Consider the following 18348-nt stretch of genomic DNA (forward strand, 5'->3'; position numbering starts at 1 on the left):
GATAGGAAAGGCTCCTCGCCAGGCAGCTTGCGACAGCCTCCCGCCGGGCTCGGTGCGGCAGGCCGCGTTCTCCCGGGGAGCGGGCCAACTTCCACTCTCACGGCGGCTCCCGAAACCCGATGGCCGGTTCTGGCTCGCCGTGACGGAAGTTGACCACTGACAGCCACCGCTCGGATACGGTGTGCGAGCTGTCTTTGTTTCCCGTGGATACGCGAGGAGTTGCTGAGTGGACCGCAGTTCTGTGATCCGGATCCGTACTGTTCTGGCCGCTCTGGGCGTGGCGACCGCGATGGCGGCCGCGCCCACCGCGACGGCGGCGGCGGCGGAGCAGAAGCCGACGCCGACGCCGACGGCGGGGTCGGCGGGGTCGGCGGGGGTGCCGTCCTCGGCGCCGCACGAGCCGTGCACCGGCGAGTTCCACAAGGACGCCCGCCTCGGCCCGAAGTGGCTCCCCAAGAAGTGGCAGGAGCCGGTCGGCCCGCTGCTCAAGGGGTGGAAGCGCACGGGCGGCCTCTCGCCCTCGTCCTTCCTGAAGAAGTACTGGGAGGGCCCCGCCGACACGGGCAGCTGGAAGTATCCGCCGAACGACGGCTTCGAGACGGTCAACGGCCAGATCGACAAGCACCCCGAGGAGCTGGAGGAGGGTGAACTCCTCGACCGCTTCGGGTCGGAGTTCGGCTCGTTCCTGGCCCCCGCGGGCGACTCGTACGCCGAGCGCGCGCTGCCCCCGCAGAACCTCAACACCCGGGACGCCGCGGTCGCCTGCGACTACCGCGTCTACGAGGTGAGCAAGCCGTTCTACGTCTGGCAGGGCGGCATCGCCCCCTGGTTCGCCCAGCCCGGCGGCGGCCAGCAGATCAAGCTCGACCCGGTCTTCCTGGACCCGGGCGAGGGCCAGCGCCTGAACGTGAAGTGGCTGCTCCAACACGGCTACCTCGAGCCCGCGAACGACTAGCGCGCCGATGGACGTCCGTGGACTGCCCGCCGCGCTGCGCGCAGCCGGTGTCGCCGAGGGCTACTACTGGATCGAGGGCGTCCACGAACCGGCCCCCACGCCCCCCGACTTCGTCTACCTGCGCAGAACCGAGGACGGCGAGGCGTGGGAGACCGGGACGTACGAACGCGGAACGCACCACCCCCTCGCCCGGCACACGGACGAGGGGGAGGCCTGCGCGCAGCTGCTGCGCCTACTGCGGTGAGACGGCGAGGGCCTCGTGCTCACAGGCCTCGTCGATGCCGTACGTGTCCCACGCGGGGAACGGGTCGTCCGCCGGTGCCGGACGGCCTTCGCCCTCGGTCATGAGGCAGTCGGCTAGCGCCGCGCGCAATGCGTCGGCGCGCAACCGCGTCCCGATGAAGACCAGTTCCTGCCCGTGGCGGTCGCCCGCGTCGCGTGCCGCGGACGGCTCGAAGCGCGCCACGGACCCCGCCTGGGACCACAAACCGGTCACGTTCGGGCGGCTGGCGAGCCAGAAGAAGCCCTTGGACCGCAGCACGTCGCCGAAGGCCCCGCTGTCCAGGCCCTCCGTGACGAAGGTCCACAACCGGCCCGGATGGAAGGGCCGTTCGGCGCGGTAGACGGTGCTGGAGATCCCGTACTCCTCGGTCTCCGGCACATGGTCACCGTTCAGCTCCCGCACCCACCCCGGGGCCTGCTGCGCCCGCTCCAGGTCGAACAGGCCGGTGCCGAGCACCTGCTGGGGATCGACGCGGCCGTGGGTCGCGGTCACGACGCGGGCGAGCGGGTTGAGGCGGGAGAGGGTGGCGATGAGCCGCTCGGCGCTCTGTGCGTCCACGAGGTCGAGCTTGTTCAGGACGATGACGTCCGCGAACTCGATCTGGTCCATCAGCAGATCGCTGACGGTGCGCTCGTCCTCCTCGTACTGATCGAGACCGCGCTCGACCAGACCGTCCCCGCCCGCCAGTTCCGGCAGGAAGTTCGCGGCGTCGACCACCGTCACCATCGTGTCCAGGCGGGCCAGGTCGCCGAGCGTGGCGCCGTCGTCGCGCGGGAACGCGAAGGTGGCCGCGACCGGCATCGGCTCGGAGATGCCGCTGGACTCGATGAGGAGGTAGTCGAACCGGCCCGCTCGCGCCAGGCGGTCGACCTCCTCCAGGAGATCGTCGCGCAGGGTGCAGCAGATGCACCCGTTGGTCAGCTCCACGAGCCGTTCCTCGGTCCGCGAGAGGGCGGCGTTGCCGCCCCGCACGAGCGCGGCATCGATGTTGATCTCGCTCATGTCATTGACGATCACCGCGACGCGCAGGCCTTCGCGGTTGCCCAGGACATGGTTGAGCAGGGTGGTCTTGCCCGCGCCGAGGAAGCCGGACAGGACGGTCACCGGCAGGCGTCCGGCCATCTCCGGTCAGCCCTCGGGCCGCAGCAGGCCGCGCTCGTACGCCTTGGCGAGCCGCTGGGGCACCAGGTAGGCGGAGCCGTCGACGGTGATCGGCACGAGCTGTGGGGTGCTGGCCTTCCACTGGGCTCGGCGGTGGCGGGTGTTGCTGCGGGACATCTTCCGCTTGGGTACGGCCATGGTTCCGGGTCCTTTCTCGGCGTGCGATGCCGAGTCTCGGCGGTGCGGTGCCGAGGCTATATGAAAATGGTTCCCGTTTCGAATTAAGGAGGTGCCGACCGGTCCCGAGCCCGTGGTTGACAGGCCGAACGCGCCCGCGACAGCATCCGGGCGATGGAGATCACCGACCTGACACCGGCCGAGCACCGCGTCTGGCAGGCGTTCTCGCTCGGCGAGGGCGTCGACTTCCGCGAGAGCCCCGACGACGACGCCCGGGCCGGCGCGTCCTGGGGCCCCGAGCGGACGGTGCGCGCCGAGGTGCTGCGGGCGCTGCTGCTCAACGGGCCGACGCGGGAGGGCGAGACAGCCGGCATGAAGGTGACCGGCGCGCGGATCACCGGGCGGCTCAACCTCATGTACGGGGCGGTCGAGCATCCCGTACGGCTGCGGTCCTGCCACTTCGAGGAGGCGCCGGATCTGTACGGGGCCCAGGTCCGCGCCCTGGTGCTCAGCGACTCGGTCCTGCCGGGCCTCACGGCGGGAAATCTCCGCGTCGAACTGGTCCTGCGGATCAGCTGCTGCCGAATAGCGGGCCCCGTGCGGCTCGCGGGCGCGCAGATCGCCGGCGCCTTCTTCGTGAACGGGGCGGAGCTGGGCACCCCGAGCGCTCCCGACGAGCCGCCCGCGCCGGACTCACCGGACCCGGAGGGGGAGGCGGAAGCGGTCCTCCAGCTGAACCACGCGGTGATCGGCGCCGATGTCTGGGCCGTGGGGCTGGTGGCCCACGGCCAGGTCCGGCTGAACGGCACGACCGTCGCTGGACAGGTCAACCTCGACGGCGCCGTGCTGAACGCCCCCGGTGGCGTCGCCCTGTACGCCGAGACCCTGTCGGTCGGCACCGATCTGCGGGCCATGCGGCTGCGCGCCCGCGGCACGCTCAACCTGAGCGGTGCCAGAATCCCGCGGCACGTCAATCTGGCCTACGCCCGCCTCTCCCGCCCCGGTGGGACGGCGCTGCGCGCCAGCAGCTGTGTCGTCGGCGAGTTGTGGCTGCGGGAAGCCGCCCCGGTCCAGGGCGCCGTGAACCTGCGCCGCTCCCAGTTCGACCTGCTGCACGTCCCTCCGGAGGTGTGGCCCGGCGAGGTCAAGCTCGACGGCCTCGCGTACCAGCGGTTCGCCCCGCACCTGCCCGCGGAGGCGCGGCTGCCGCTGCTCGAGCGCGAGGCGGCGGGCTATCTCCCGCAGAGCTACGAGCAGTTGACCGCCGCGTACCGCACGGTGGGCGACGAGGCCGCCGCCCGCACCGTGCAGCTGGCCAAGCTCCGCCGCCACCGGCGCACCCTGCCGCCGTACGCCAGGATCTGGGGCCACCTCCAGGACGTGACGGTCGGCTACGGATTCCGCCCGATGCGCGCCGCGGGGTGGCTGCTCGTCCTGCTGCTCATCGGCGCGCTCGTCTTCGCCCTGCACCCTCCGCGCCCGCTGAAGTCCGACGAGGCCCCCGGCTTCAACCCCGTCTTCTACACCCTCGACCTGCTCCTCCCGATCATCGGCTTCGGTCAGGAGCAGGCCTTCGCGCCCGAGGGCCGGTACCAGTGGCTCTCGTATCTGCTGATCGCCACGGGCTGGGTCCTGGTCACCACGGTGGCGGCCGGTATCACGCGCTCGCTCAGCCGCCAGTGACCGACAGCGGTGACCCATCGCCGGTGACGAACATCGCCGACCCGCATACAGGCGGAGCAATGATCGATATCCTCCAGCGAAACGCTCAAACGAACACCTGACGGGTACGTCGCGAGGGGGTCGGCAGCATGCGGGAGCCGAGGGATGTCAGGCGGCAGCGGATACTCGCGGTCGTGCAGTCGCGGGGTGAGGCGCGGCTGAGCGACCTCGCCGACGATCTCGAGGTCTCGGTGATCACCGTGCGCCGGGACGTCGAAGACCTCGCCCGCGAGGGCAAGTTGCGGCGCGGCCACGGGGTGGCGCGGTCGGTCGGGCCCGTGGAGCGCGGCGCGGCGCCCGCCGAGCCGGTGACGGGCGGCGGGGCCGTGGCGCTGATGGTGCCCGAGCGGCACACCTATCTGTACGAGACGATGCACGGGGCCCGGGGCGTCCTGAACGAGGCCGGGATGCGGGTCGCGCTGCACATCGCACCGCAGGTCGAGGGGGCCGAACGGCCGCTCGTGGAGCGGGTGCTTGCCGAGGACGTGCGCGGGCTGCTCATCGCCCCGCGCTGGCGCACCGCGGCCGAGGAGGAGGCCGACTACGCCTGGCTGGCCGCGTCCGGCGTGCCCACGGTCCTGATGGAGCGGCGGCCGCGTGCGGGCAGTGCGCTGCACGCCATGGACTCGGTCTGCACCGACCACTGGTACGGCATCCACCTCGCCGTCGACCACCTCGTGCGGCTGGGCCACCGGCGGATCGTCCTGGCCGCCCGTGACGACAGTCCGACGGCCCGCGCGCTGCGTGCGGCCTTCGCCGAGATCGCCGCGTCCAGGCCCGACGTCGAGGACTGGAGCGTGATGCTCAGCGCCGAGGGCGCCGGGCCCGGCCGGGTGCGCGAGCCGCTGGACCTCGCGGCGCGGCTGCGCGAGCACGGGGCGACGGCCGCCGTGCTGCACGGCGACGTGGACGCGCTGATGCTCGTGCAACAGCTGATGGACCGCGGGGTGCGGGTTCCGCAGGACTGCTCGGTGGTGGCGTACGACGACGTGGTGGCCGCGCTCGGCAGCACTCCGCTGACGGCCGTCTCCCCGCCGAAGCACGAGGTGGGACGGGCCGCGGCCGGACTACTGCTGCGCAGGCTGGGGGAGTTGGCGGGGCCGGGTGCCGGGACGCCGCAGCGGGTGCAACTCCTGCCGGAGCTGAAGGTCCGTGGATCCACCGCTCCTCTGCGGATCGTTTGACCGCTTGAGTTTCTTTTGATCGGTCTATTGACCGGCACCGTTCACGCGATCAGGATTCCCGTGTCCCGAACAAGAGCCGCGGGAGGCACCCATGCCTGGTCGACCGAGCCGCCGGTCCCTGCTCGCCGTGACAGCCACAGTTCCCATGACAGGTGCGCTCAGCGCCTGTTCGGGCAGCACGGGCGGCACGTCGAGCGGCAAAGGCGGCACCACACGCATCACCTTCTGGTCCGCACTGCGCGGAAGCCAGGAAGTGGTCGACGCGTTCAACAAGACCCACGACCGCATCCAGGTCGAGTTCCAGCAGATCCCGTCCGGCGCCATGGGCGGCTACGCCAAACTCAGCAACGCCGCCCGGGCCGGAAACGCCCCGGACGTCGCCACGATCGAATACCCCCAGGTCCCCGGCTTCGCCATCGACGGTGTCGCCCGGGACATCACCTCCCTGGTGAGCGACCGGCTGCGCGCGAAGCTGCTGCCGCAGGCCCTGTCCCTCACCACCTTCGAGAACCGCGTCTACACCGTCCCGCTCGACGTCGAGCCGATGGTGCTGCACTACCGCGCCGACCTGTTCGACCGGTACGGCATCGAAGTCCCGCGCACCTGGGACGAGTTCGCCGAGGCCGCACGCACCGTGCGCGACAAGGCGCCCGACCGGCGCATCGCGCTCTTCCCCACCGACGGCGGCACCCAGTTCGCCGCCTGGGCGTGGCAGGCGGGCGCCCAGTGGTTCGACACCCGTGACGGCGCCTGGAATGTCTCGCTGACGGACCGTCCGACCCGGAAGGTCGCGGCCTACTGGCAGCGGCTCATCGACGAGGAACTGCTCTTCGTCAACGCCAGCGAGAGCAGGCACTACGACTCGCAGCTCGCCGAGGGCCTGGTCCTGGCCCGGCTCAGCGGCGCCTGGGACGCGGGGTCGCAGATGAACGCACGTCCGGGACAGAAGGGCCTGTGGGCCGTGGCCCCGCTCCCGCAGTGGGACCCGAAGAACCCGCTGGTCGGCACCCACGGCGGCTCCACCTTCGCCGTCACCAAGGACAGCCGGAAGCCCGAGGCCGCCATGGAGTTCATCGAGTGGCAGGTCTCCCACCCCGACGCCCTGCGCGCCCGTCTCTCCAGCGGCACCAGCAGCCAGTACCCGGCCGTCCCCGACCTGGTCTCCGTGGGCCGCAAGGCCTTCGACCGCACCTACTACTCGGGCCAGGACATCTACCGCCTCTTCGAGGAACAGGCCGAGACCATCCGCGACGGCTGGGTCTGGGGCCCGCGCATGACCGCCACCCAGAAGGTGATGCAGGACGGCTTCGCCCGCGCCGGCGGCGGCAAGGGCTCGCTCATCGACGCCGTACGCGCCGCGCACGACGGAACGCTGCCGGACCTCAAGGCGCTCGGCCTCTCCATCACCGAGCACAGCACATGACCGGCTTGAGCGTCCGGAGCGGGACCGAAGCCCCGGCGCGACCGAAACCTACGGAGCCGCAGCAGCCCCGTACGCCGACGAGCACCAGCAGAAAGGCAGGTGACCCCCGATGACCACGACCGCGCCCCCGGCCCGCGCCACCCGCACCGCCGACGCCCCCGCTCCCGCACGCGGCGCCCGCACGCGTGCGCGACGCCGTGAACACATGGCGTGCGGCGTCCTGATGACCCCCTTCCTGATCCTGTTGGTGACGGTCTTCCTGATACCCGTCGCCACCGCGGTCTGGCTGAGCTTCTTCAGCGACGACCAGCCGGGCCTCGGCTTCGGCCCGGAGAAGACGGTCTTCGTCGGCCTGCGCAGCTACACGGCCGTCCTCACCGACCCGACCTTCCTCGGCAGCCTCGGAATCGTCGCCCTCTACTGCCTGATCTACATCCCGCTCATGGTGATCGGCGCCCTCGCCCTCGCGCTGCTGCTCGACTCGGGCGTCGTACGGCTGCGCGCCTGGGCCCAGTTGGGGCTCTTCCTGCCGCACGCCGTGCCGGGCATCATCGCGGCCCTCATCTGGCTGTACCTCTACACGCCGGGGCTCAGCCCGGTCGTCGACCTGCTCTCCAAGGGCGACATCCACATCGACTTCCTCGGCGTGAACACCGTGCTCCCGTCGATCGTGAACATCGCCCTGTGGAGCAACCTCGGCTACAACATGGTGATCTTCTACGCCGCCCTGCAGGCCGTGCCCCGAGAGGTCATCGAGGCCGCCGTGGTCGACGGCGCGGGACCGGTGCGCACCGCGCTCCAGGTCAAGGCACCGCTGGTGCGCTCCTCGATCGTCATGGTCGCCATGTTCACCCTGATCTGGGCGATGCAGCTGTTCACCGAGCCCATGCTGCTCAGCCAGTCATCCCCGATGATCAACACACGCTTCTCGCCCAGCATGTACATCTACGACGCGGCCTTCACCCGCAACAACTACGGCCTCGCCGCCGCGGCTTCGGTGATCCTGCTCCTGTGCACGGTCGCCCTCTCCTACGGCGTCACCCGCTGGACCAACCGCTCCCAGAAGGAGGCCGCACGATGAGCGCCGACACCCTCACCGCGCACCGCCCCCGCCTCCTGGGCCGCACCGTCGTCAACACCGTGGTCGGCATCGCGGTGCTCTACACCCTGCTGCCCGTCCTGTGGCTGGTCCTCGCCGCGTCCAAGAACCGCGACGCGCTGTTCAGCAGCAACTTCTTCACGCTGGCCGACTTCTCCTTCGTGCAGAACCTGCGCGACCTGTTCGCGATGGACGGCGGCCTCTACGGCCGCTGGTACACCAACAGCCTGCTGTACGCCGTCCTGGGCGCCGCGATCAGCGCCCTGGTGAGCGTCGCCTGCGGCTACGCCTTCGACAAGTACCGCTTCCGGCACAAGGAGAAGATGTTCGGCCTGGTGCTCGCCGCGGTGATGGTGCCGCAGACGGTGCTGGCCCTTCCGCTGTATCTGATGGCATCGGCCACGGGTGTCGTCGACACCTTCTGGGCGGTGTTCATCCCGGTCCTCTTCAACCCGTTCGGCGTCTATCTGGGCCGGATCTTCAGTCAGGGGTACGTGCCCGACGAGGTGCTCGAAGCGGCCCGGGTGGACGGCGCGGGGGAGCTGACCACCTATGTGCGCGTCTCCCTGCGGATGCTGGGACCCGGCCTCGTCACGGTATTCCTCTTCCAGCTCACCGCCATCTGGAACAACTTCTTCCTGCCCATGGTGATGCTCTCGGACGAGAAGCTGTACCCGGTCACCCTGGGCCTCTACACCTGGAACAGCTCGGCCACCGTCTCGCCCGAGTACTACCCCGTGGTGATCATCGGTTCGCTCATCGCGGTGCTGCCACTGATCCTCGCCTTCATCCTGCTGCAACGCTTCTGGAAGTCGGGTCTCACCGCCGGCTCGGTCAAATGAGCCACCGGTGAGCCACACGTGAGTCATGTGAAAGGGAATGTGCCGATGAACGGCAGCAGCCACCGCCGTCCGCGCACCGCGCTCGCCATGGCGCGGGACGCGGCCACGGCCGTGCTCGGCCCCGGCGCCCTGGCCGCACTCGGCCAGGTCTGCGATCTGGAACCGGACACCGTCCTGGACGACTTCACCACCGAGCGGGCACGCTCCGTGCTCCGGGACGTGGAGGTCCTGGTCACCGGCTGGGGCTGCCCGCCGCTGGACGCCGCCGCGCTCGCGGCCGCGCCCCGGCTGCGGGCCGTCGTCCACACCGCCGGGTCGGTACGCGGTCACATCACCCCGGAGTGCTGGGAGCGCGGCATCGAGGTGTCGTCGGCAGCCGCGGCCAACGCCCTGCCCGTCGCCGAGTACACCGTCGCCATGATCCTGCTCAGCGGCAAGCAAGTCCTGGAGCGGGCGAGGGAGTTCAAGGCCACGCGCCGCCGCGACGAGTGGCTCGGCCTCTCGCACGGCGTGGGCAACTACGGCCGCGGCGTCGGCATCCTCTCCGCCTCGATGATCGGCCGCCGCGTCATCGAACTCCTGCGCCCCTACGACCTCCAGGTCCTGCTGCACGACCCGTACGTCTCCGACGAGGAGGCCAAGGCGCTGGGCGTACGGCCGGTCGGCATCAGGGAGCTGTTCGCGAACAGCGACGTCGTCAGCGTCCACACCCCGCTGCTGCCCGCCACCCGCGGCCTGGTCGGCCGCGAACTGATCGCCGTCATGCGCCACGAGGCGGTGCTCATCAACACGGCCCGCGGCGCGGTCCTCGACCAGGACGCCCTCACCGAAGCCGCGCTTGCCGGCCGCATCCGTGCCGTCCTCGACGTCACGGACCCCGAAGTCCTGCCCCCCGAGCACCCGTTGTGGGAGTGCGACAACGTCATGATCACCCCCCACCTGGCCGGTTCCCAGGGCAACGAGTGGGGGCGCCTCGCCGACCTCGCCGTCGCCGAGCTCGGCCGCTGGGCCGCGGGCGACGGTTTCGCCCACGCCGTACGACGCGAAAGGCTGGCCTACCTCGCATGAGCATCCCCGGACTGCCCGAAGACAACCGGGAGTTGAGCCCGTACACCGGCTACACGCGCGAGCACTGGGAGGCCGCGGCCGACGGTCTCCTGAGCGCCGCCTGGCAGTGGGCGACTCCGCGCGGCGCCCTGCTCGACCTGCCGGGGCGGCCCTCCGCGTCGGGCGTGCGATCGGACGGCCTGGAGGGATACGCCCGAACGCTGCTCGCCGCCGCGTTCCGAGTGGCGGGCGCCGAGGGCAAGGACCCGCACGGCTGGCTCGACCGGTACGCGGAAGGGCTGGCCGCGGGCACCCGCACGCCCGGCCGCGACGACACCGAGTCCTGGCCGGTGATCCTGGACCACCACGTCCAGGGCCAGCCGATGGTCGAGTCCGCCTCCGTCGCCCTGGGCCTGCGGCTCACCCGCCCCTGGCTGTGGGACCGGCTCGACACCGACGTACAGGACCGCGCGGCACAGTGGCTGCGCGGCGCGATACGCCACGTCCCCGCGCCCAACAACTGGTACCTCTTCCCCTACACCGTGGCCGGATTCCTGGAGTCGGTGGGCCGCGGCGACGCACGGACGGCCAGAGCGCGCGAACGGGCGCTGGCACTCCTGGAGACCTGGGACCGCGGCCAGGGCTGGTACGCCGACGGGGACGGCCGCGCCTTCGACCACTACAACGGCTGGGCGCTGCACCTGTACCCGACGCTCGACGCACAACTGACCCGCGATCAGGACGAGTTGGCCCGTCATGGCGCCCGCCTGCACGAGCATCTGGAGAGCTTCGGGCTCCTCTTCGGCGCCGACGGCGCCCCGATCCACTTCGGCCGCTCCCTGACCTACCGTTTCGCCGCCGGAGCCTCCGTGGCCCTCGGCGCGCTCACCGGCCACACACCCCTCACCCCCGGCACCTCGCGCCGCATCCTCAGCGGATCGCTGCGCTACTTCCTCGACCGCGGCTCCGTCGGCGCCGACGGCCTGCTCAGTCTCGGCTGGCACGGCCCGCACGACGCGACCCTTCAGCCCTACTCAGGCCCCGCGTCGCCGTACTGGGCGTCCAAGGCGTTCGTCGGACTCCTGGCACCGGCCACCCACCCTCTGTGGACCGCCACCGAGGAACCCGCCCCCAGCGAGACCCGCGACCAGATCCTCGCGCTGCCCGCGCCCGGCCTGCTCGTGCAGAGCACCCGCGCCGACGGGATCGTACGGCTGCACAACCACGGCAGCGACCACGCACGCCCGCACGAGGCCGAGACGGCGTCCCACGAGGACCCGCTCTACGCCCGCCAGGCCTACTCCACCAGGACAGGACCCACGGCACGCGGCAACACCGCGGACAACCACATCGCCGTGGAAGTGGCGGGCGTACGCAGCGCCCGCTGCCGCATCCACCCGCTGGGCGCGGGCCAGGGCGAGGGCTGGGGATGGGCCGCGTCCCGGCACACACCGGCCTTCGTGAGCGGTCCGCCCATGGTGCCTGGGCTGCGCGTGGAGAGCGTCACCGTGGCCAAGGGCCCTCACGAACTGCGCGTGCACCGCGTCGTCGGCGCGCCGCACGGCGCCCACGTCACCCACACGGGCTGGGCGACAGGCCCCGAAGAGTCCTTGCACTCGGCGCTCCACCCCCTGCACGGCTGGACCGGCCAGGACGAACAGCGCGCGCCCCAGGGCACGGCCTTCACCCGGTGGGCCCACCTGCCACGGCTCACGGCCGACGTGGAGGGCACGGCCGTGTACGCGGCTCTGGCGATGCTCACCTCGGAGCAGGAACCCGCGGCCTTGGCGGACACGGCCACCGTGGTGAGCGCGACCCGGGACACCGTCGAGGTGCGGTGGACGGACGACGGCTCCATCACCCGGATCGCCTTCGAGCCGCTGACGGTCGAGCACGGGGGAGGGGCGATCACCGGACCCGGGTGACTTGACCCTCACGTCGCGTCAGGCCGCAGGCTGTACGCGACGAAAGGCGAGGTCCATGAGTTACACCGTGGGGCAGGTCTCCGGGTTCGCGGGGGTCACCGTCCGTACGCTCCATCACTACGACCGGTCCGGGCTGCTCGTGCCCAGCGAGCGCAGCCCGGGCGGGTACCGCCTGTACGGCGAGGCGGATCTGGCGCGCCTCCAGCAGATCCTCTTCTACCGCGAACTCGGTTTCGGCCTGGAGGAGATCGCGGAGATCCTCGCCGACCCGCAGGCCAACGCGCTCGACCAGCTGCGGGCGCGGCACAAGGCGCTGGTGGAGCAGATCGGCCAACTGGGCCGTCTGGTGGAGGTCGCCGAGCGGGCCATGGAGGTGCAGCAGACCGGCGTGCGGCTCAGCCCCCAGGAGCGGTTCGAGGTGTTCGGCGAGATCACCTTCGACTTGAGCTACGCCACCGAGGCCGGGCTCAAGTGGGGGAACAGCGCGGGCCACCAGGAGGCGATGAGCCGCGCCGCCGCCCACTCCAAGGAGGACTGGGCCCGCATCATGCGCGAGGCGGCCGCCTGGCGGGCCGAACTCGTCAAGGCGTACGACGAGGGCGAACCCGCCGGGGGCAGGCGCGCCATGGCCCTGGCCGAGGAGCACCGGCAGCACATCACCCGCTGGTTCACGCCCTGCCCGCCCGCCATGCACCGCCGCATCGCCGACGACTTCGCCGAGGACCCCCGCGCCTTCGCCCTCGTCGTACCGCCGTCGGAGCAGCGCCCCCGCCTCGCCGCGTTCCTGCACGCGGCTGTGCGGGCCAACGCTTCAGAGAGCGAGAGGGAGAGCGAGAGCGAGAGCGAGAACGGGGCGGGGAGCCGATGAGAATTCTGCTGGCCGCCGCCGGGTCGTACGGCGATGTCGCCCCCTACGCCGGCCTGGGTGCCCGGCTGCGTGCGGCCGGCCACGAGGTCGCCCTCGCCACGCAGGAGTCCTTCGCGCCGCTCGTGCGGGCCGCCGGACTCACCTTCCGTCCGCTGCCCGCCGACACCAACGCGGGAGGCGGGGGAAATCGGCAGCTGATGCGCACGGCCGCCGCGTTCGTACGGGAGCTGGGGGCCGGGCTCGTCGCCGCGGCGGAACCCGGCGCCGACGTGCTGCTGCTCTCGGCCACCACGGCGCCCCTGGGCTGGCAACTGGCCGAGGCCATGGACGTACCGTCCCTGGGCGTCTACCTGCAACCCACCCACCCCACACGGGAGTTCGCGCCGGTGGTCGGCGGTGGCAGGTCGCTCGGCGGCCTCGGCAACCGTGCGCTCGGCCGCTTCTCGCTGCGGATGGCCGACCGCGTCTACGCCGACGCGGTCGCGGACCTGCGGGCACGCCTTTCGCTGCCCCGCGTAGCGCGGGGCAGCGTCCGGCGCCGCCAGGAAGAGACCCGGTGGCCGGTCCTGCACGGATTCAGCACCGCCGTGGTGCCCCGGCCCGCGGACTGGCGCGAGGGTCTCGACGTCGTCGGCAACTGGTGGCCGCACCACGACCCGGACACCCCGCTGCCCGCCCTCTTCGAGGACTTCCTGCGGGCCGGGCCACCGCCCGTCTTCATCGGGTTCGGCAGCATGGCCGCGGGCGAGGGCGCGCGGCTGAGCGAGCTGGCCGTCTCCGCGCTGCGCCGGGCCGGGCTGCGGGGAGTCCTTCAGGAAGGGCGGGCGGGGCTGATGGCGCACGGCGACGACCTTCTCACCGTCGACGAGGTGCCCCACGCGCTCCTGTTCCCGCGGATGGCAGCCGTGGTCCATCACGCGGGCGCGGGCACCACGGCGGCGGGACTGCGGGCGGGCGTACCCGCGATCCCGGTGCCCGTCATGGCGGACCAGCCCTTCTGGGCCGCGCGGCTCGCCGGTCTCGGTGCGGCCACGCGGCCCATCCCCTTCGGGGAACTCACGGCGGAGCGCCTCGCCGAGCAGCTGGGGCGTGCGGTGCGCGAGGCCTCGTACCGGCAGGCCGCCGGTGCCGTCTCCCGCCGGATGGGCACGGAGGACGGTGCCGGTCAGGTCCTCAAGGCGGTCGAGGCTCGGCTGGTCCGCAGGCGTCCGGTCAGCGGCTAGCCGACCGTCACCACCCCGCCCACGACCACGACCTCCGCCTTCGTCCCCGGGATGTCCTCGGGGCGCACCCGCAGGATGTCCCGGGACAGGACGACGAAGTCGGCCAGCTTGCCCACCGTCAGCGAACCCCGCTCGTCCTCGAGGAAGTTGGCGTAGGCGGAGCCCATCGTGTAGCCGTGGACGGCCGTCTCCACGTCGAGTGTCTCGGTGGGCTGCCAGGCTTCGCCGCCGCCGAGGGGGCGACGGGTGAGGGCGGTGTAGATGCCCGCCATCGGGTCCATCTCGGCGACGTTCCAGTCGCTGGAGAGCGCGAGCACCGCCCCCGCCTCGTGCAGGCTGCGCATCGGCCAGGCCTTGTGCCACCGGTCGGCGCCGATGTTCTCGGCCCAGTCCTGGCCGGGGCCCGCGATCTCGGGGGCACAGTGGCGCGGCTGCATGCAGGCCACCACGCCGAGTTCGGCGAAGCGCGGGGTGTCGGCGGGGTCCAGGCACTCGACGTGGACGACCTGGTGGCGGGCGTCGCGCGGGCCGTTGAGGGTGCGGGCGTGCTCGACGGCGTCCAGGACCGTGCGGATGCCCCGGTCCCCGGTGGCGTGCACGAAGCACTGGAAGCCGCGGGCGTCCAGCTTCGCGAGCAGCTCCGCGAACTCGTGCGCGGGGTAGAACGTGTCGCCCTGGTGCCGCCCGCACCCGGTGTACGGCTCCAGGAGGGCGGCCGTGCGGGGCTCGACGACGTCGTCGATGTACAGCTTGAGCGGCCCGACGCGCAGCCGGTCGTCGGCGAACTCCCGGGCCGCCGCCGCGAAGTCGTCCAGGTCGGCGTCGGAGGTGCCGCGCGGATGGAAGAGCGCGGCGACGATGCGCGAACGCAGCCGTCCCTCGGCGCGGGCGCGGGTGAACAGTTCCAGGTCGTCCAGGGAGTTCTGCGGTTCGACGACCGTGGTGATGCCGAAGCCGATCGCGTCGTCCAGGCTCTTGGCCAGGCGCCCGTACTGCCGGTCGGGCGAGGCCCACGGCAGGCCGAGCTCCCGCAGCGCCCGGTGGCCGTCGCGGGAGAGACCCTTGACCGCGAAGTCCTTGATGAACCCGGTGGGTTCGCCCGTCTCCGGGTCGGTCTCGGCACGGCCGAACGGCAGCGACGTACGGTCGCGGTCGACGCCGAGACGGCGCAGGGCGGCCGTGTTGAGCCAGGCGGTGTGCACGTCGTAGCTCAGGACGAAGGCCGGGGTGTCGCCGGTGACGGGGTCGAGGTCGGCGGCGTTCGGCATCCGACCGCCGGGGATCGCGGAGTAGTCGAACGCCTCGGCCTCGATCCAGTCCGCGCCCGGGTTCTCGCCGCGCCAGGCGCGGATGCGGGTGTGGATCTCGTCGAGGGAGCGGGCGCCCGCGAGTTGGACGCAGGCGTCGTCGGAGCCGAGGCGCACGTGGTTGTGGGCGTCGATGAAGCCGGGCAGGACCAGGCGCCCGCCGCCGTCGACGACCTGCGTCCCCTCGCCGGTCCAGGAAGCCGCTTCCGCGTCGGGTCCCAGCCATGCGATGCGCCCGTCCAGGACGGCGAGCGCCTCGGCCGACGGGAGGTCCGGGTCGACGGTGTGGATGCGGGCGTTGCGCAGGACGAGATCCGCGGGCCTGGGGGCGGTGGAGGTGGTGCTGGTCATGAGAGGTGAACTCCTGGGGCGGTACGGGTGGTTCGTTGGGTGGCGGGGATGCCTCAAACGGAGGCGGAGGCAGGCCCGGTCGCGGGAACGCCGCGGCGGGCCAGCGCCCAGTACGTGAGCCCGGCGACGACCGACCCCAGCAAGGTGAGGTCACCGCCGCCAAGGGGCGCGACCAGCGGTCCCGTCCACAGCTCCGAGTCGCAGGTCAGCGCGGCGAAGGTCGTCCCGGCGACGAGGGCGGCCATCCCGGCGGGGTGGAAACCGGACCGGTACCAGTAGGCCCCCTCGCGTCCCGTCGTGTGCAGGGCTCCGGTGTCGTACCGGCACCGGCGCAGCAGCATGTCGGCGAGGAACACCCCGCCCCACGGCGCGAACACGATGATCAGGAGCGAGAGGAAGCTGAGCAGCGACTCGGTGAAGTCGGTGAGGAACAGGGCGCCGAGCGAGCCGAGCGCCGTCACGGCGACGCTGATGACGATGGCCTTCGCGCGGCTCCACGGGATGCCGAGCACCTGGAGGTTGAGGCTGGAGGAGTAGAGCGTGAGGATCGAGTTGGTGACCGAGCCGCCGAGCACGAGCAGCAGGAACACCGGCTGGAACCAGCCCGGAAGCAGCTTCTCCACCCCCGCCACCGCGTCCGTCATGTCGGCCTGCGTGGCGGCCGCGACGCCCGCGACACCGAGCGCCACGGAGGAGACGAGACCGCCGAGCGCGCCGGTGACGGTGAGGGAGCGCAGCGAGGTCTCCCGCGGCAGATAGCGGGTGTAGTCGGCGGGCATCGGCAGATACGAGAAGGGCCCCGCGAGCATCACCACGAACGCGAGCGTCCAGCCGGAGAAGCCCGCGCCACCGCCCGATGCGGCACCGAAGTCGGCGTCGGGCAGCACGAAGACGAGCAGCACCCCGAAGCCGGCGGCGAGCACGTACGCCATCCAGCGCTCGGCGAGCTGCACGGTGGCGTGCCCCCACATGGCCACCGCGAAGGTCATCGCGAGGGTGACCGCCAGCGCGAGGGCGCGGGCCGCGTTGCCGCCGCCCGTCCATCCGAGGTCGGTGAAGAGGGCCTCCAGGGCGAGCGTGCCGACCACGGTGTTGACGATGGTGTAGCCGATGGAGACCACCCAGTTGAGCAGCCCGGCGGGGAAGTTCCCGAGGACGCCGAAGGCGGCGCGGGAGATGACCAGGGTCGCGGTGCCGGTACGGATGCCGCTCAGTCCTGCCGCGCTGATGGCGAAGAAGGAGAGTCCGCCGATCACGACCACGGCGGTGGCCTGCCAGAAGCTGAGGCCGAAGCTGACGGCGAGGGCGCCGTTGATGACGTAGGTGAAGGTCAGGTTGGAGCCGAACCAGAGCCAGAACAGGTCCTTGGCGCTGCCGTGCCGGTCCTCGTCCGGGATCGGGTCGATGCCGTGGGTCTCGACCCGGAACACCTCGTCGCTGGTGACTCCGGTGCTGATCCCGGGGCCGGTTCCTGTCGCCGTCGTCGCCGTCGTCGCTGCCGTCGTCCCAGCGGTATCCGGGGCCTGTCGCGTCATGCGGGCACCTCACTCTCCGGCACCCAGACTTTGAATGCCGTTCTATGACCTAGAACGGCATTCAAAATGCGCCACGGGCCCGGGAGCCGTCAAGACCCTGCGGGAAATCGGTCGCGGACCTCCGGGGATAGGGTCGGCGGGTGGAGCAGGACGCGGGGACCGGAACGGGAGCAGGCGTGGCACGACGGCGGGACGGGCAGGTCGCGCGGGACCGGATGCTGGAGGAGGCGATGACGGCGATCGCCGAGAACGGCCTCGCCGCGCTGACCATGTCCGCGCTGGCCGAGCGGCTCGGCACCAGCGGCGGCCACATCCTGTACTACTTCGGCAGCAAGGACCGCCTGCTCCTGGAGGCGCTGAGCTGGAGCGAGGCCGCGCTCACCGAGGAGCGCCGGGCGCTGCTCGCGGGCCGGGCGGCGCCCGCCCGCAAGCTCGACCGGTTCCTGCGGATGTACCTGCCCAAGGGGCCGCGTGACCCGCGCTGGATGCTGTGGATCGAGCTGTGGGCGCGGGCCGGCGCGAACGAACCGCTCCGCGCGGCCCAGGATGATCTGGACCGCGGCTGGCAGGCGGATCTGGAGGCCCTGCTCGCCCAGGGCGCGGCTCAGGAGGCCTTCGCGGTGGACGACGCCGCGCGCCGCGCCGGTGAACTCCTCGCACTCCTCGACGGCCTGAGCACCCGTGTCGTCCTCGGGCAGCGCGGCGCCGACCGTAAGAGGGCTCTCGCCTCGGCGCGCTCGGCGGCCGAGCGGCTCGTCGGGCACCCCGAGGCGACCGGTACGTAGCCCGAGCGGCCGAACGGGCAGGTCGTGATGGTCATGACGGAGCCGGAGCGTGGAAGCCTCCAGACATGACCGAAAGCGCGAACCTCTATATGGCGAACCCTCGGATCACGGTCCTTGGCGTCAACCCCGGCCGACCGCCCTTCCGCATCGTGGAGCTCGACGGCGAGGTGGTCGGCGAGGCCAGGGAACTTGTCGACGTCCTGGAGGTGGCCGCCCAGCTGGGGGTCGTCGTGCACGACGTGGACGATCCGGACCTGGTGCGCTGGGTGGGCGGCGACAAGTTCACCTGGAAGCCGAAGGAGCCGATGGAGCCGATGGAGTCGCCGGAGCCTGGGGAACCGAAGGGGCCGAACTAGCCGACGCGGGGCGCCGGCGGGGATCGGGGCAGGCCCGGGGATCGGGGTGGCCGGGATCGAGGTCGTAGATCCTGTTCAGGAGCTCGGCCTCGTTGCCCGTCAGGCCCGCGCGGCGCAGCGCTTCGTCCGCCTCCGCGATGGGTCCTGCGAGCAGCGAGGCCGCGG

At 71.9% G+C, this 18348-nt stretch carries 17 protein-coding genes; 13 read left to right on the forward strand and 4 right to left on the reverse strand.

The annotated features are described in order from the left end of the window. Nucleotides 1-289 precede the first annotated feature (289 nt). Nucleotides 290-955 (forward strand): TNT domain-containing protein, encoded by a 666-nt coding sequence (locus ACIGXX_RS02250; protein ID WP_399972804.1) that lies wholly within the window; start codon nucleotides 290-292, stop codon nucleotides 953-955. A 7-nt stretch (nucleotides 956-962) separates the two neighbouring features. Next, complete coding sequence (locus ACIGXX_RS02255; protein ID WP_351156913.1) at nucleotides 963-1199, forward strand: hypothetical protein; 237 nt, start codon at nucleotides 963-965, stop codon at nucleotides 1197-1199. Here the strand turns inward: ACIGXX_RS02255 and ACIGXX_RS02260 are convergent. Further along, complete coding sequence (locus tag ACIGXX_RS02260) at nucleotides 1188-2360, reverse strand: GTP-binding protein (RefSeq protein WP_351156910.1); 1173 nt, start codon at nucleotides 2358-2360, stop codon at nucleotides 1188-1190. The genes ACIGXX_RS02255 and ACIGXX_RS02260 overlap by 12 nt on opposite strands. 6 nt (nucleotides 2361-2366) lie before the next feature. Beyond that, complete coding sequence (gene rpmF, locus ACIGXX_RS02265; RefSeq protein ID WP_351156907.1) at nucleotides 2367-2537, reverse strand: 50S ribosomal protein L32; 171 nt, start codon at nucleotides 2535-2537, stop codon at nucleotides 2367-2369. Nucleotides 2538-2690: 153 nt separating this feature from the next. Between rpmF and ACIGXX_RS02270 the strand changes: the two genes are divergently transcribed. The 9 genes from ACIGXX_RS02270 to ACIGXX_RS02310 all read left to right on the forward strand — a co-directional run bounded on the left by ACIGXX_RS02270 (nucleotide 2691) and on the right by ACIGXX_RS02310 (nucleotide 13849). Beyond that, on the forward strand, nucleotides 2691-4199 hold the full coding sequence (locus ACIGXX_RS02270) for a membrane-associated oxidoreductase (RefSeq protein ID WP_399971917.1): 1509 nt from the start codon (nucleotides 2691-2693) through the stop codon (nucleotides 4197-4199). Between the two features lie 128 nt (nucleotides 4200-4327). Continuing rightward, on the forward strand, nucleotides 4328-5422 hold the full coding sequence (locus ACIGXX_RS02275) for a substrate-binding domain-containing protein (protein ID WP_351156902.1): 1095 nt from the start codon (nucleotides 4328-4330) through the stop codon (nucleotides 5420-5422). Nucleotides 5423-5513: 91 nt separating this feature from the next. Continuing rightward, a complete protein-coding gene (locus ACIGXX_RS02280; protein ID WP_351156899.1) occupies nucleotides 5514-6845 on the forward strand; it encodes an extracellular solute-binding protein in 1332 nt (443 codons plus the stop codon). 109 nt (nucleotides 6846-6954) lie between these two features. Further along, nucleotides 6955-7926: a sugar ABC transporter permease gene (locus ACIGXX_RS02285; protein ID WP_366461611.1), complete on the forward strand. Its 972-nt coding sequence runs from the start codon at nucleotides 6955-6957 to the stop codon at nucleotides 7924-7926. After that, nucleotides 7923-8786 (forward strand): carbohydrate ABC transporter permease, encoded by an 864-nt coding sequence (locus ACIGXX_RS02290; RefSeq protein ID WP_399971920.1) that lies wholly within the window; start codon nucleotides 7923-7925, stop codon nucleotides 8784-8786. The genes ACIGXX_RS02285 and ACIGXX_RS02290 overlap by 4 nt, the downstream gene beginning before the upstream one ends. A gap of 45 nt (nucleotides 8787-8831) precedes the next feature. Continuing rightward, nucleotides 8832-9854, forward strand: coding sequence for a hydroxyacid dehydrogenase (locus ACIGXX_RS02295; protein ID WP_399971922.1), 1023 nt, complete (start codon nucleotides 8832-8834; stop codon nucleotides 9852-9854). Further along, entirely contained in the window at nucleotides 9851-11758 is a 1908-nt protein-coding gene (locus tag ACIGXX_RS02300) for a DUF2264 domain-containing protein (protein WP_399971924.1), read from the forward strand. Before ACIGXX_RS02295 ends, ACIGXX_RS02300 begins: the two co-directional genes overlap by 4 nt. Nucleotides 11759-11813: 55 nt before the next feature. Continuing rightward, nucleotides 11814-12626: a MerR family transcriptional regulator gene (locus tag ACIGXX_RS02305; protein ID WP_399971926.1), complete on the forward strand. Its 813-nt coding sequence runs from the start codon at nucleotides 11814-11816 to the stop codon at nucleotides 12624-12626. Continuing rightward, complete coding sequence (locus ACIGXX_RS02310) at nucleotides 12623-13849, forward strand: glycosyltransferase (protein ID WP_366461606.1); 1227 nt, start codon at nucleotides 12623-12625, stop codon at nucleotides 13847-13849. The genes ACIGXX_RS02305 and ACIGXX_RS02310 overlap by 4 nt, the downstream gene beginning before the upstream one ends. On the opposite strand, the gene ACIGXX_RS02315 is transcribed toward ACIGXX_RS02310, so the two are convergent. Further along, complete coding sequence (locus tag ACIGXX_RS02315; RefSeq protein WP_399971928.1) at nucleotides 13846-15507, reverse strand: amidohydrolase; 1662 nt, start codon at nucleotides 15505-15507, stop codon at nucleotides 13846-13848. The genes ACIGXX_RS02310 and ACIGXX_RS02315 overlap by 4 nt on opposite strands. A gap of 53 nt (nucleotides 15508-15560) precedes the next feature. Next, entirely contained in the window at nucleotides 15561-17042 is a 1482-nt protein-coding gene (locus tag ACIGXX_RS02320; RefSeq protein WP_399971930.1) for a purine-cytosine permease family protein, read from the reverse strand. A 215-nt stretch (nucleotides 17043-17257) separates the two neighbouring features. Between ACIGXX_RS02320 and ACIGXX_RS02325 the strand changes: the two genes are divergently transcribed. Together ACIGXX_RS02325 and ACIGXX_RS02330 are read left to right on the forward strand one after the other, a co-directional pair. After that, nucleotides 17258-17827 (forward strand): TetR/AcrR family transcriptional regulator, encoded by a 570-nt coding sequence (locus ACIGXX_RS02325; RefSeq protein WP_351157965.1) that lies wholly within the window; start codon nucleotides 17258-17260, stop codon nucleotides 17825-17827. A gap of 65 nt (nucleotides 17828-17892) precedes the next feature. Continuing rightward, entirely contained in the window at nucleotides 17893-18183 is a 291-nt protein-coding gene (locus ACIGXX_RS02330) for a hypothetical protein (protein ID WP_351156872.1), read from the forward strand. Nucleotides 18184-18348 lie beyond the last annotated feature (165 nt).

This window comes from Streptomyces sp. NPDC055243 (assembly GCF_044544025.1).
In the GTDB taxonomy this organism is placed as follows: domain Bacteria; phylum Actinomycetota; class Actinomycetes; order Streptomycetales; family Streptomycetaceae; genus Streptomyces.

Excerpts from the sequence above, each read along its gene's own strand:
- ACIGXX_RS02250 (WP_399972804.1), top strand. The coding sequence starts at position 290 with ATGGCGGCCGCGCCCACCGCGACGGCGGCGGCGGCGGAGCAGAAGCCG.
- ACIGXX_RS02255 (WP_351156913.1), top strand. The coding sequence starts at position 963 with ATGGACGTCCGTGGACTGCCCGCCGCGCTGCGCGCAGCCGGTGTCGCC.
- ACIGXX_RS02260 (WP_351156910.1), bottom strand. The coding sequence starts at position 2,360 with ATGGCCGGACGCCTGCCGGTGACCGTCCTGTCCGGCTTCCTCGGCGCG.
- rpmF (WP_351156907.1), bottom strand. The coding sequence starts at position 2,537 with ATGGCCGTACCCAAGCGGAAGATGTCCCGCAGCAACACCCGCCACCGC.
- ACIGXX_RS02270 (WP_399971917.1), top strand. The coding sequence starts at position 2,691 with ATGGAGATCACCGACCTGACACCGGCCGAGCACCGCGTCTGGCAGGCG.
- ACIGXX_RS02275 (WP_351156902.1), top strand. The coding sequence starts at position 4,328 with ATGCGGGAGCCGAGGGATGTCAGGCGGCAGCGGATACTCGCGGTCGTG.
- ACIGXX_RS02280 (WP_351156899.1), top strand. The coding sequence starts at position 5,514 with ATGCCTGGTCGACCGAGCCGCCGGTCCCTGCTCGCCGTGACAGCCACA.
- ACIGXX_RS02285 (WP_366461611.1), top strand. The coding sequence starts at position 6,955 with ATGACCACGACCGCGCCCCCGGCCCGCGCCACCCGCACCGCCGACGCC.
- ACIGXX_RS02290 (WP_399971920.1), top strand. The coding sequence starts at position 7,923 with ATGAGCGCCGACACCCTCACCGCGCACCGCCCCCGCCTCCTGGGCCGC.
- ACIGXX_RS02295 (WP_399971922.1), top strand. The coding sequence starts at position 8,832 with ATGAACGGCAGCAGCCACCGCCGTCCGCGCACCGCGCTCGCCATGGCG.
- ACIGXX_RS02300 (WP_399971924.1), top strand. The coding sequence starts at position 9,851 with ATGAGCATCCCCGGACTGCCCGAAGACAACCGGGAGTTGAGCCCGTAC.
- ACIGXX_RS02305 (WP_399971926.1), top strand. The coding sequence starts at position 11,814 with ATGAGTTACACCGTGGGGCAGGTCTCCGGGTTCGCGGGGGTCACCGTC.
- ACIGXX_RS02310 (WP_366461606.1), top strand. The coding sequence starts at position 12,623 with ATGAGAATTCTGCTGGCCGCCGCCGGGTCGTACGGCGATGTCGCCCCC.
- ACIGXX_RS02315 (WP_399971928.1), bottom strand. The coding sequence starts at position 15,507 with ATGACCAGCACCACCTCCACCGCCCCCAGGCCCGCGGATCTCGTCCTG.
- ACIGXX_RS02320 (WP_399971930.1), bottom strand. The coding sequence starts at position 17,042 with ATGACGCGACAGGCCCCGGATACCGCTGGGACGACGGCAGCGACGACG.
- ACIGXX_RS02325 (WP_351157965.1), top strand. The coding sequence starts at position 17,258 with ATGCTGGAGGAGGCGATGACGGCGATCGCCGAGAACGGCCTCGCCGCG.
- ACIGXX_RS02330 (WP_351156872.1), top strand. The coding sequence starts at position 17,893 with ATGACCGAAAGCGCGAACCTCTATATGGCGAACCCTCGGATCACGGTC.